The sequence below is a fragment of the Pararhodobacter zhoushanensis genome, from assembly GCF_003990445.1.
In the GTDB taxonomy this organism is placed as follows: Bacteria; Pseudomonadota; Alphaproteobacteria; order Rhodobacterales; family Rhodobacteraceae; genus Pararhodobacter; species Pararhodobacter zhoushanensis.
Map to the genome: position 1 here is coordinate 13,709 of NZ_REEZ01000015.1, position 12,542 is coordinate 26,250.

Below are 12,542 nucleotides of genomic sequence, written 5' to 3' on the forward strand. Positions count from 1 at the left end.
TATTTACTCCTCCCAGTAAATCGCGCCCGAAGGGGACGCATTTCTTCAGAAACTTACGCAGGCGTCAGCCGGGCCGGGAGCGCGTGATACCCCCGCAGCCAGTTGATGTAGACGCGCTCAGGGGTGCCGATCAGCTCGATCTTCGCGACCTTGCGCGCGAGCGCCCCCAGAACGGATTCCGCTTCCAGCCGCGCGACCATCTGGCCGACGCAGCCGTGAATGCCGGTGCCAAAGGCCAGATGGCCCACGGTGCGGCGGCTGATGTCGTAGGTGTCAGGGTCTTCCCAGCGCGCAGGGTCACGGTTGGCGGCACCCAGCCACATCATCACCTTTTCACCGCCACCCAGCTGCACGCCCGCCAGCTCGGTCGGGCCGCTGGTGGTGCGGCCGATCACCGGGCTGGGCGCGTACCAACGCAGCCCCTCTTCAAAGGCCGCACGGGCCAGCGAAGGGTCAGCGCGCAGCTTGTCCCATTGCGCGGGGTTTTCGATCAGCGCCTTGATGGCGATGCCGATGCCAAAGACCGTGGTGTCGATCCCGGCCGAGATGAAGGCACGCACCAGCATGCCCGCATCCTCAAGCGAGATTTCGCCCCGGTGTGCGGCAGCGTAGATTTCCTCGCCAAACCCGCCGGGAAGCAGGTTCTCTTCGGCCATCTGCGCCGCGACGTATTCGAAGGTGCCCTGCTCTTCGACGATCTTGCGGGCCGCGTGATAGCGTTCGTTCTTTGGCCCCATCGCGTTGAAATTCAACGTGGAATAGGGCATCAGATGATGCCGCCCCGAGGGTTGCAGGCCCACCGCATCCGGCAGCACCTTGAACGGAAAGGCAAAGGCCAGATCGCTGGCCAGATCCACCGTGTCCTGCTGTAGCAAGGCGTCGACCATGCGGTCAGCCTCGGCCCGGAAATCATCGGCCATCTTGCGCAGCGCCGACGGCGACAGAACCTTGGCCAGCACCTTGCGGTTGGGCGTGTGGATGGGCGGATCGGCTTCCAGAATGCTGGACGGTTTGCGCCACGGCTCTTCGGTCACGACATTGGTCAACCCGGTGCCAAAGGCCGAGGAAAAGCGGCGCCAATCCTCGAACACTTCGCGCACCACGGCATCGTGGCCGGTGATCCAGAAGCCATATTTGGGCACCCAGGCAATCGGTCCCGCCGCGCGGATCGCTTCATCCAGAGCTATGGGATTATCCATGCTCTCGCGGCTGAACGGGTCGATATCCAGCACGGGGCGATCTAGCGAATCGCTGTTGGTCATGGGGCGCTCTCCTCCGAACACGTGTAGTTTAATTAGCAACGGGTTTATATTGCAAGCGACTTGTATCTTTGGAAACGATCTAGCCGGCAGCCGCGTTCAGCCACAGCGCCACCGCCACCGCTCCCGGATCGGGATGACCCAGCACCCGGTCGCCGACATAGCTGGACCGGCCCCGGCGAGGCTTCATTTGCTTGGTCGCCTCGGCCCCGCTTTCGGCGGCCTTCGCCGCCGCGCGCAGACGCTTGGACGGGGATCCGCCCGCCGCCATCGCGCCCAGAGCAGGTGCCAGCGCATCGACCATCGTGCGGTCGCCCGGCTCGGCCCCGCCCAGATCGCACAAGGCTCTGACACCGCTGGCGAAAGCGGCGGCCAGCACCGTGCCGGCATCCCCCTCGGCAGTGTCGAGCTCGTTCGCCGCCCCAAAGGCCAGGATCGCATAGAGCGGCCCCGAGGTGCCCCCGGTCGAGCGCCGAACCACCGCGCCGACATGCCGCCAGAACGCCGCGCCCGACAGGCCTGCCAGCGTGGCTTTCTCGGCAATCAGCGCCTCGGCCCCGCCCGCCAGCGAGCGGCCAATGTCGCCGTCGCCGACCACCTGATCCATCCGCGTCAGCTCGGGCTCGGCCTTGATCAGCGCCTCGCATCCCGCGATCAGCGCGGCCAGAACGGCAGGCTCCCCTGCCCCGTCAGCCACCGCTTCCACCGCCGCAGCGGGCGCGGGAATCGTCATTCCTGTGCGCAATCCGGGCAGCATCCACGCCGGAGCCGAGGCCGGGGCGTCCAGCGCCGCGAGCCGCTCGTCATCCAGCGCCATCAGCGACAGCGAGACCCCGGCCATGTCGATCGCCGTCAGGAACGTTCCTGCCCAGACGCGCGACACCTCCAGCCCCAGCCGCGAACAGGCGTTGAGCGCATCGCCGGCGACGATGGACACCTCCATCGGCGGGGTCGAGCCCAGATTGTTCACCAACAGCGCCACGCGGTCGCCCGCGCTGAAGCGGCGGTCGGCGGCAATGGTGTCGATCATATCCTCGGCCAGATGCGCCGAGGGGCGCAGGGTGATGCGCGCCAGCCCGGATTCGCCATGGATGCCCAGACCCATCTCGATCTCATCCGCGCCCAGCTCGAAATTCGGCGTGCCAGCGGCGGGCACGGTGCACGGGCTCAACGCCACACCCATCGAGCCGGTGGCCTTGACCGCCGCCTCGCCGCGCGCCTTGATCTCGGCCAGCGACAGCCCGGCCTCGGCCGCAGCGCCGACGATCTTGTGCACCAGCACGGTGCCCGCGATGCCGCGCCGTCCGGCGGTCTTTTCCGCCGAGCCCAGCGCCGCGTCGTCATCGACGATCAGCACTTCGGCCTCGATCCCCTCACCGCGCGCGATTTGCGCGGCCAGTCCAAAATTCAGCCGGTCGCCGGTGTAGTTCTTCACGATCAGCAGCACGCCCCCCGGCCCCGCCACGGCGCGGATCGCGGTCAGCACAGCATCGGTCGAGGGCGAAGCGAACACGTCCCCCGCCACCGCTGCCGTCAGCATCCCCGCGCCGACGTAGCCCGCATGCGCCGGCTCATGCCCCGAGCCGCCACCGGAGATCAGCGCAACCTTGCCCGCCGCTTTCACTGCGTCCAGATCAGCGCGCACCACGATGGTGGTGCCTTCGATCAGGCGCAGACCGTTCGATGTGGCAACCAGACCCGCCAGCGCCTGCGGTACGACATCTTTCACGTCATTGATGAGCTTTTTCAACGTGCCCTCCCTCGTAGTTTGCAATTAAACCTAGTCACCGCTAAAGACCTCTGAACGCAGGAGACGCCGGATGCCCGAGACCGACATCATCACCGACCGCGATCTGTCCGTTACGGCCCAGCGCTATGCGCCCTATTACCTGTCCGTCCTGAACAACAGCCTGTCCTGGGGTGCCTCGCAGCTCTATCTTGAGATGTTCGGCATCGGCCTGAACGAATGGCGCATCCTGTCCGCCTTGCGGAACGAGCCCGGCATTCAGGCGATGCGCATTGTCGAGATGGTGGCGATGAACAAATCCATCGTCAGCCGGTCGAGCCATAATCTGGAAGAGATGGGCCATGCCGTCGCGCGGCTGGTGGATCGCAAGCGGCTGCTGTGGCTGACCCCCTCGGGCGCAGAGCTGCATGACCGCATCATCGCGATCGCGCTGCGGCGCGAGGCCGCGCTGCTGGACGGGTTCAACGAGGCCGAACTGGACACGCTGTTCGCTCTGTTCGAGCGCATGCGCCAGAACCTGTCCAAGATCGACACCGTGGACCGCGAGGCCCTCGGGCGCTAGCGCACCGACGGTCATTGCGACGGCGGCAGATGGACGATCACCCCGTCCAGTTCCGGCCCCAGCGCGATCTGACAGCCCAGACGGCTGCGCGCGTCAACCGGAGACATCGCACAGTCCAGCATCGCTTCTTCGATATCGGCAATCGGCTGCACTTTGTCGGCAAAGGCCGGGTCGATATGGACATGGCAGGTCGCGCACATCGCCGCCCCGCCGCATTCGCCGATCACGCCGTCAACGCCGTTCTGCACAGCGGCCTGCATGATGCTGGTGCCTTCGGACACGTCCAGTTCAGTGCGCGCGCCTGAGGCCGACACAAAGGTAATCTTGACCATCGGAAACTCCTCTTCAGCACGGTTTATATTGCAACTTGTTTATTATGCAACAAGTATGCTGCAAGTTTCTACGCTCCTTTGCCAGACAGCATTGAACCCGGGGCGCAGCCTGATACCATCACCGCCACCGAGGGGGGCCCCGACAGGGGGCTGAGAGTCTGACCGCACCGCAAGGCGCAGCGCAGTGACCCTTTGAACCTGATCCGGATCATGCCGGCGAAGGGACGGGACCGCCGCGCTCTCTCCTTTGCCGGCCTCAAACGCACGAGGCCGCCATGCTGACATCCCCCCTGCCCGACCGCCCGGTTGCCGCGATTCTCGCTGTCGTGGTGCGCGACGGTGACGTCCTGCTTGTCCGCCGCGCCAATCCGCCCGATGCCGGGCTGTGGGGTTTTCCGGGCGGCAAGATCGAGCGGGGCGAAACGCTGCACGCGGCGGCCCTGCGCGAGTTGAAAGAGGAAACCGGCGTTTCTGCCCGCGTGCTGCGCGTCTTTGGCGCGCTGGATGCGCTGGACCGGGGCGACGACGAGGCGCTGCGCCATCATTTCATCCTGATCACCGCCCTGTGCCAGTGGACGCAGGGCGAACCCGTCGCCGCAGACGACGCGCTCGAGGCGCGGTGGATCGCGCTCGACCGTCTGGCCGAGCTGCCCCTCAGCCGCGATGTGGCCGAGGTCGCCGCGCAGGCGGCGGCGCTGATGGCGGAGGTCGCGCCATGATCGCCAATGTCCTGACCATCGCAGGCACCGATCCGTCTGGCGGCGCGGGAATTCAGGCCGATATCAAGGCCTTCTCGGCGCTGGGGGCCTATGCCTGTTCGGTCATCACCGCTGTCGTGGCGCAGAACACGCAAGGCGTGCGGTCCTTTGTGGCGCTGGACCCGGCCTTCGTGGCCGACCAGATCGACGCGGTTCTGGAAGACGTGCGCATCGACGCGGTGAAGATCGGCATGATCGCCAACGCCGGTATTGCCGAGGCCGTGGCGGATCGACTGTGGCATCACAAGGTGGCCAAGATCGTGCTGGACCCGGTGATGGTCGCCAAGAGCGGCCACGCGCTGCTGGACCCCGAGGCGGTGGCCGCGGTGCGCGACCTGCTGGTGCCGCTGGCGTCTCTGATCACGCCGAACCTGCCTGAAGCTGCTGTGCTGCTGGGACGCGCGGATGACTGGAGCGCTGAGGATATGCAAACCGCCCTGCCCGAACTTCTGGCGCTGGGATCGGACTGGGTGCTGCTGAAGGGCGGGCATCTGGCCGCAAGCATAGAGAGCACCGACCTGCTGGCAGGTGCCGGTGGCGTCACCGCTTTCGCCGCGCCCCGCATCGCCACCACCAATGACCACGGCACCGGCTGCACGCTGTCCTCGGCCATCGCGGCGCTGCTGCCCGGCCTCGGGATGGTCGAGAGCGTGCGGCAGGCCAAGGCCTATCTGCACGCCGCCCTCGCTGCCGCCGATGCGCTGGACGTGGGCCACGGCCACGGGCCGGTCCACCATTTCCACGCCCTTTGGCCGTCAGGCTGACCGCTGCAATCGCCCATCGCGCTGCACGCGGGAGGGGTCCGCGCGCCCGGCGATTGCTCAACCCGCACCACGAGGCGCACATGACGATCGGGCTTCGGTCGTGGCTGGATGACAGACCTGCGGCAGATCAGACGGACGATCCGCTCATAGCCAGCAAAGGCATGAGTCACGTTGGGCCCGCCAGCGCGACCGGCTGATGCCGGTCATCGCGCGAAAGACGCGCGACGATGGTGACACGCTGCTGTTGAAGACCGACGCCTGACATGCCCCGGCCCCGCGCCCGTCCACAGGCAGCGTTCCGCCGTCCATGGCACGAAAGGAGACGGACACCCTGTCCGCACCACGCCGTAGCGGCGTGCTGGGCTGGCATGAGAACCGCCGGCCCACGGGGGCCGACGGCAGTCGGTCAGGCAAGGAAGCCGGTCATGCGCCCGCGAATGATCGCCTCGGCATCGGCCACCATCCGTGACAACAACGCCGCACAGGTGGGGATGTCGTGGATCAAACCCTGGATCTGTCCGGCCCAGATCAGCCCCGCCTCAAGATCGCCGGTGGTCAGCGCCTGCCGCCCCTTGGCGCCCGACACCATCGGGCGCACATCTTCGAACACAGCGCCGGGGCGCGTGCCGATCTCGACCACCCTGTCCGACACCGATGTCTTGGCAACCCGACCGGTGTTCTTGAAGCCGCGGAAGATCAGGTTGGTGTCGCGCTCGGTGTTGCTGACCAGCATCGCTTTCACTTCGTCATGGATCGGTGCCTCGACCGTGGCGCAGAACCGGGTGCCCATGTTGACGCCCTCGGCCCCCAGCGCCAGCGCCGCCGCCAGTCCGCGCCCGTCACCGATCCCGCCCGAGGCCAGCATCGGCACCGTGACCTGATCGGCAGCGGCAGGGATCAGCACCAGTCCGGGCACGTCATCCTCACCGGGATGGCCCGCGCATTCGAACCCGTCGATCGAGATGATATCGACGCCCATGCGCTGCGCCGACAACGCGTGCCGGACCGAGGTGCATTTGTGCAGGACGGTCAGGCCATGCGACTTGAACTCTTCGACATGCTCCTGCGGGCGCGAGCCTGCGGTTTCCACGATGGTCACGCCACTGTCGATGATCGCGCGGCGATACTCGGCGTAGGGCGGCGGTGAGACCGAGGGCAACAGCGTCAGGTTCACGCCGAAAGGCTTGTCGGTCATCGCGCGGCAGCGGTCGATCTCGCGGCGCAGATCGTCCGGGGTCGGTTGCGTCAGCGCGGTCAGGATGCCCAGCCCGCCCGCGTTCGACACGGCCGAGGCCATCTCGGCGGTGCCAACCCACATCATGCCGCCCTGCACGATGGGATGCCGGATGCCGAGCATCTCGGTGATCTTCGTTTTCAAAGCCATTCAGAGCGCCTCCACAATCGTCACATTCGCCAGACCGCCACCTTCGCACATGGTCTGCAAGCCGTATTTCTTGCCCCGCTTGTGCAACGCGTTGACCAGCGTGGTCATCAACCGCGCGCCGGATGCACCCAGCGGGTGGCCCAGCGCAATGGCCCCGCCGTTGACGTTCAGCCGGGCAGGATCGGCGTCAAGCATCTTGAGCCACGCCATCGGCACCGGGGCGAAGGCCTCGTTGACCTCGTAAAGGTCGATGTCGTCGATGCTCAGACCCGCGCGCTTGAGGGCCTTGATCGTCGCCGGGATCGGCTCTTCGAGCATGATCACCGGATCGCCGCCGGTAACGGTCATGGTCACGATCCGCGCCCGTGGCGTCAGGTTGTAGCGCTTGAGGGCGGCTTCCGACACCACCAGCACCCCCGCCGCCCCGTCGCAGATCTGCGAAGCATTGGCGGCGGTGATCATCCCGCCTTCTTCCAGCAGCCTGACCGAGCTGATCGACTCGAGCGAGGCATCGGCGCGGATCCCCTCGTCACGGCTGTGCATCCCGCCGTCGATGGCCAGCGGCACAATCTCGTCGACAAAGGCCCCGGCGTCGGTCGCGGCGGCAGCGCGGCGGTGGCTTTCGAGCGCGAAAGCGTCAAGCTGGGCGCGGTCAAACCCGTGCTTCTGCGCGATCATCTCGGCCCCCTTGAACTGGCTGAAATCGCGGGTGCCAAAGCGTTGGGCGATACGGTCGCTGAACGGGCCGATGCCCAGCCCCTCTTTCCTGTGCAAGGTCAGGTTCGAGAACATCGGCACGCGGGTCATGGATTCCACGCCCATCGCGATCACCACATCCTGCGTGCCCGACATCACCGCCTGCGCGGCGAACTGGACCGCCTGCTGGGACGAGCCGCACTGGCGGTCAATCGTCACGGCCGGCACGCTTTCGGGCAGGCCCGAGGCCAGCACGCAGTTGCGGCCAAAGGCGAAGGCCTGCTCGCCTGCCTGCGTCACGCAGCCGACGATCACATCGTCAATCGCCGCCGGGTCGATGCCGGAACGCGCAACCAGCGCGTCGATCACCTCGGCGCCCAGATCGGCGGGGTGCCAGTTTGCCAGCGCGCCCTTGCGACGCCCGCCCGCGGTACGGACCAGTTCAACGAGATAGGCCTCGGCCATGGGTGTTCCTCCTGAGTGATGGCCCGGACGAGGCCGCATGTTTGATCCCCGCCAGCCCGGTCGGCCAGCGGCATTGCCTGCCTCAGCGGCAGGCCTCAATGGCCAGCGCGATCCACCGCCTGCGCGCCCTTGAACTGCCAGACCGACAGCGGGCTCTCTAAGCTCGCCACAGAGTCCGTCATCGCGCGCACCGGCTTGCCCCCGGCATTCGACTGAACGTCGGGGGCCGCTTTGGTCACGCCTCTTGCGCTTTTTTCCAATCGCGCTTGATCTTCTTGGCCAGCGACCATTTGTGCACCTCGGTCGGGCCGTCATAGATGCGGAACGCGCGGATTTCGCGGAACACCTGTTCGACGATGGTGTCACCGGTCACGCCCTGCCCGCCCATCACCTGCACGCAGCGATCCGCGATGCGCATCAGCGCCTCGGACACCGCCACCTTGGCCATCGAGCTTTGCGCTGTGCCGCCCGCGCCGGTGTCGAGCACATCGGCACACCAATAGATCATCAGCTCGGCCTGTTTGAGGTCCAGCAGGTTCTCGGCCAGCATGAAACCGACGCCCTCATGGTCAATGAGCTGCTTGCCAAAGGCCATGCGGCGGTTGGCATAGTCGGTGGCGATCTCGTTGGCGCGCACGCAGGCACCCAGCCAGCGCATGCAATGGCTCAGCCGCGCGGGCGACAGGCGGACCTGCGCATAACGGAACCCCTCGCCGCTTTCGCCCAGCATCTGCGTAGCGGGGACTCGCAGGTTGTTGATGCTGACCACCGCGTGACCGCCGGGCATCGAGCTGTCGATGGTGTCCATCACCCGCTCGATCCTGATCGCCGGATCGGGCAGATCAACCAGGAACATGCAGGCGCCATCCTCGGATTTCGCCATGACGATGCCCACCCCGGCCCCGTCAGCCCCGGTGATATAGGTCTTGCGACCGTTGATCACCCAGTGGTTGCCGTCCATGCGGCAGGTGGTCAGCATCATCGACGGGTCCGAGCCCGCGCCGCCATCCTCGGCCGGTTCGGTCATGAAAAAGGCCGAGCGTTTCTCGCCGCGGATCATCGGCTCAAGGTAGCGCGCCTTCAGTTCGGGGCTGGCGACCTTGCCGAGCAGGTACATGTTGCCCTCATCCGGCGCTGCGGTGTTGCAGGCAATCGGACCCAGAGGCGACAGGCCCGAGCGGATCAGCACCGCCGCTGTCTCGCGCTGGGTCAGGTGGCCGCCGTCGGGCAGGACATGCGGGGTCAGCACCCCGGCCGCGCGCGCCAGTACCTTCAGCTCGGTGGCCAGTTCGTCACTCGGCCCGTGCGACGTGCGGCGCGGGTCGCGTTCATAGGGCGCGACGGTCTCGCGGACGAAACGCTCGACCCGGTCGGCGATGTCGAGCGCGCGGGCCGAGATGCCGGTGGTTTCCAGAAGATTGCTCATTTCGGGGCCATCCGAATTGCGCCGTCCAGACGAATGACTTCGCCGTTCAGCATGGGGTTATCGATGATCGAGGCGACGAGACGCGCGTATTCGGACGGATCGCCCAGACGCGGCGGGAACGGAACCTGACGGCCCAGACTGTCCTGCGCCTCTTGCGGCAGCGAGGCCAGCAGCGGGGTCATGAACAGGCCCGGCGCGATGGTCATCACGCGGATGCCATAGCGGGCAAATTCGCGCGCGACGGGCAGTGTCATGCCGACAACGCCCGCCTTGGACGCGGCATAAGCCGCCTGACCGATCTGGCCGTCAAACGCCGCGACCGAGGCAGTGTTGATCACCACGCCGCGTTCTTCGCCCAGCGGATCGGCGGTGCGCAGGGAGGCTGCGAACTTCGACAGCACGTTGAACGTGCCCAGCAGGTTCACACCGACCACCGAGGCAAAGGACGACAGCGCCAGAGCCTTACCCTCACGGTCAACGACCTTGGCGGGTGGCCCGATCCCGGCGCAGTTGACCAGAATGCGCGCCTTGCCATGCAGGCCCTCGGCGGCGGCAATCGCCTCTTCCACGGCGCTTTCATCGGTCACGTTGACCTTGAAAAAGGCCCCGCCCAGCTCGGCCGCCTTGGCCGCGCCCAGCGCTTCGTTCATGTCGAAAATCGCGACTTTGGCACCGGCCTTGGCCAGCATTTCCGCCGTCGCGCCGCCGAGGCCCGAGGCCCCGCCGGTCACGATGGCCGCTTGGTCCTTGATGAGCATGGATTGGTTCCTTTCCGTGTTAAGTCAGCCCTGTCTGGGCCAGTATGCGGGGCCCAGCCTGCGCCTGTTCAGCGTGGGGGTGGCGCAATGGGGATGGTCGGCGGCAAAAATGACTCGATGACCTTTCGTCGGTCCGATGACACCCCGCGCGCCCGGATCGTCACGATCCACCGCGCGCAAGGCAGTGTCGTGTCAGTTTTTCAACCGTTTGCCGGTGGCCAGCATGTGTTCCATCCGCGCACGGCTGGGCGCGCTTTGCACCAGTTCCAGAAACGCCGTCCGCTCAAGCGCCATCAGCTGTTCCTCGTTGCGGGTGTCGCCGGGTTGGGCATCCTGCCCGCCGGTCAGCACGCCGATGATCACCTCGGCCAGGTGCAAATCCACAGCCGACAGCGCCCCCATGCCACGCTGGTCGCGCAGCGGCGTCAGCAGCGCTTCCGCGCCTTCACGTCCGGCGACCGGCACGGCCAAAGGCGCGGGCGCGGCATAGCCCGGCACCAGCGCCAGCGCGCGCGCCTTGGCCGTCGCGATCAGATCGGGGCGGAACATCACCAGCGCATCGTCAGGCCGCAGCAGGCCTGCCGCGCAGCCCGCCGCCGCCGAGGGTGCGATCTCGCCAGCAAAGATTGTCGCAAAGGCGCGGGCTGCGTGTTCGGTCGGGCTGGCGTCCGGCATCGCCGCCGCCGCACGGGCCAGCAGTTGCGTGCAGCCACCCCAGGCGGGCAACAGGCCAACGCCGGTTTCGGGCACGCCGATTCTGGCTTCGGCATGCGCCACCGTGGCCGAGGTGTGCATCTGGAACTCGCACCCGCCGCCCAGTGTGAAACCGTGGATCGCGGCCACCACCGGCACCGGCAGGCGGCGCATTTTCAGGAAAAGCTCTTGCCCGCCGATGACATAGCCAAGGATCGTGTCCATCCCGCCCGGCAGATCGAGACGATCAAGGAAGAAGCTCAGATCCGCGCCTGCCGAAAACGCGCGGGGATCGTCATTGCCCAACACCAGCGCGGTATAATCCTTGCCCGCAGCGTCCAGCGTTTCGCTCAGCAGGGCAAGCACCTCGGGCGCGAAGGTGTTGAGTTTCGAGCGTGCCCGGAAGCAAGCAACCCCGTCGCCCAGATCGTGCAGCGTGGCAAAATCGTTCGAGCGGATCACCGGCGCGTCGTCCAGCGAAGCGCGGCGCGGGCGCTTGGGGGCGGCGTCAAGCAACCCCACCTTGGCCGCCAGCGCAAATGGCCCCTGTTTCCACGAATACCCCAGCTCCATCGCGATATCGACCGAGGCCGGATCGCTGGCGATCTCACCCGCATGCGCCTGCGCATAGGCCAGCACCGCACCAAGCACGGCCTTGGCGTAAGCACCCGACGGGCTGTCCTCAGCCAGCAGGGCGCGCGGGTCGCGCGGCACGGGCGTGGCTTTCTGCTCGGGCCGGTAGCTCTGCGTGACCAGATCATAGGCCTCGCGGCTGCCATCCGCCGCCTTGCGGTAAAAGCCCGCCTTGGTCTTGCGGCCCAAATGGCCCTTGGCCAGCAGCCCGGTGAACACCGCGTCCTCAGTGATGTCATAGCCGCGCAGCGAGTCATCGGCGGGGAGCGTGCTCAGCAGGCTGCCCCAGACGTTGGGCACCAGATCAAGCCCGACCAGATCGAAGAGGCCAAACACCCCGGTGCGCGGAATGCCCAGCCCCGCATGCACCGCGTCCGCCTGCTCGACACTCAAGCCCAGCCGTTGCGCTTCCATCGCGGCAGCGGCCATCCAGAAGCAGCCGATGCGGTTGGCAATGAAACCGGGCGTGTCGCGGCAGTCGATGACGGTTTTGCCCAGCAACACCTCGGACGCGCGGTGCAGGCGCTGCACCATGGCGGGTTCGGCCTGCGGGTCGCAGATGATCTCCAGCAGCTGCATCACGCGGGGCGGGTTGAAGAAATGGGTGATCGCAAAGCGCCTGGCCAGCGCGGGCTCCATCCCTTCGGTCAGCGCCGCGCGCGGGATGGTGGAGGTGTTGGACGACAAGATCGCATCCGCCTTCAGATGCGGCGCAAGCGAGGCATAGAGTGCGCGTTTGACGTCCAGCTTTTCGATCACCGCCTCGATGATCCAGTCGGCCTGCGCCAGCCGGTCAAGGTGATCCTCGACATTGCCCAGCCGCACCAGTTCGGCCGCCTCGGGCACCATGAAGCCACCGATCTGCAACTGCCGCGCCAGACCTGCTTCGGCCGGGCCGGAGCCACTGTCGCCGCCCTTCATGTCCAACAGATCCACCGCGATCCCGGCATTGGCGAATTGCGCGGCGATGCCGCCGCCCATCGACCCTACCCCGATCACTGCCGCGCGTTTGATCCCGGTTTTCCCGGCCCCAGAAACTTGCATCAATCCCCCCTCGCCCGCGCA

12 protein-coding genes and 1 riboswitch are annotated in these 12,542 nt (G+C 66.7%); of the genes, 3 read left to right on the top strand and 9 right to left on the bottom strand.

The genetic code is table 11. The annotated features are described in order from the left end of the window. Positions 1-53 precede the first annotated feature (53 nt). Positions 54-1,262: a cytochrome P450 gene (locus EAE28_RS21390; RefSeq protein WP_127110119.1), complete on the bottom strand. Its 1,209-nt coding sequence runs from the start codon at positions 1,260-1,262 to the stop codon at positions 54-56. A gap of 79 nt (positions 1,263-1,341) precedes the next feature. Further along, positions 1,342-3,009 (bottom strand): dihydroxyacetone kinase family protein, encoded by a 1,668-nt coding sequence (locus tag EAE28_RS21395; RefSeq protein WP_127110121.1) that lies wholly within the window; start codon positions 3,007-3,009, stop codon positions 1,342-1,344. Positions 3,010-3,079: 70 nt separating this feature from the next. On the opposite strand from EAE28_RS21395, the gene EAE28_RS21400 reads away from it, so the two are divergent. Further along, positions 3,080-3,568, top strand: coding sequence for a MarR family winged helix-turn-helix transcriptional regulator (locus EAE28_RS21400; protein ID WP_127110123.1), 489 nt, complete (start codon positions 3,080-3,082; stop codon positions 3,566-3,568). Between the two features lie 11 nt (positions 3,569-3,579). Here EAE28_RS21400 and EAE28_RS21405 read toward each other — a convergent pair whose 3' ends face one another. After that, a complete protein-coding gene (locus EAE28_RS21405) occupies positions 3,580-3,900 on the bottom strand; it encodes a 2Fe-2S iron-sulfur cluster-binding protein (RefSeq protein WP_127110125.1) in 321 nt (106 codons plus the stop codon). Between the two features lie 120 nt (positions 3,901-4,020). Beyond that, a riboswitch (TPP riboswitch) is annotated at positions 4,021-4,142 on the top strand. A 33-nt stretch (positions 4,143-4,175) separates the two neighbouring features. Here EAE28_RS21405 and EAE28_RS21410 point away from each other — a divergent pair. Continuing rightward, the gene (locus tag EAE28_RS21410; RefSeq protein ID WP_127110127.1) at positions 4,176-4,619 is read left to right on the top strand and encodes an NUDIX hydrolase; all 444 of its coding nucleotides are present in this window, start codon (positions 4,176-4,178) and stop codon (positions 4,617-4,619) included. Then, entirely contained in the window at positions 4,616-5,422 is an 807-nt protein-coding gene (gene thiD, locus EAE28_RS21415; RefSeq protein WP_127110129.1) for a bifunctional hydroxymethylpyrimidine kinase/phosphomethylpyrimidine kinase, read from the top strand. The genes EAE28_RS21410 and thiD overlap by 4 nt, the downstream gene beginning before the upstream one ends. A gap of 406 nt (positions 5,423-5,828) precedes the next feature. On the opposite strand, the gene EAE28_RS23990 is transcribed toward thiD, so the two are convergent. From EAE28_RS23990 to EAE28_RS21435, 6 genes are all read right to left on the bottom strand, one after another. After that, entirely contained in the window at positions 5,829-6,806 is a 978-nt protein-coding gene (locus EAE28_RS23990; protein WP_181954510.1) for an NAD(P)H-dependent flavin oxidoreductase, read from the bottom strand. After that, positions 6,807-7,967, bottom strand: a complete 1,161-nt coding sequence (locus EAE28_RS23995; protein ID WP_181954511.1) for an acetyl-CoA C-acetyltransferase — start codon at positions 7,965-7,967, stop codon at positions 6,807-6,809. A gap of 95 nt (positions 7,968-8,062) precedes the next feature. Further along, a complete protein-coding gene (locus EAE28_RS23900; protein WP_164736734.1) occupies positions 8,063-8,206 on the bottom strand; it encodes a hypothetical protein in 144 nt (47 codons plus the stop codon). Beyond that, positions 8,203-9,393 (bottom strand): acyl-CoA dehydrogenase family protein, encoded by a 1,191-nt coding sequence (locus tag EAE28_RS21425; protein ID WP_127110131.1) that lies wholly within the window; start codon positions 9,391-9,393, stop codon positions 8,203-8,205. Before EAE28_RS21425 ends, EAE28_RS23900 begins: the two co-directional genes overlap by 4 nt. Further along, positions 9,390-10,151 (bottom strand): SDR family NAD(P)-dependent oxidoreductase, encoded by a 762-nt coding sequence (locus tag EAE28_RS21430; RefSeq protein ID WP_127110133.1) that lies wholly within the window; start codon positions 10,149-10,151, stop codon positions 9,390-9,392. The genes EAE28_RS21425 and EAE28_RS21430 overlap by 4 nt, the downstream gene beginning before the upstream one ends. A gap of 192 nt (positions 10,152-10,343) precedes the next feature. Beyond that, positions 10,344-12,521: a 3-hydroxyacyl-CoA dehydrogenase/enoyl-CoA hydratase family protein gene (locus EAE28_RS21435; protein WP_127110135.1), complete on the bottom strand. Its 2,178-nt coding sequence runs from the start codon at positions 12,519-12,521 to the stop codon at positions 10,344-10,346. Positions 12,522-12,542 lie beyond the last annotated feature (21 nt).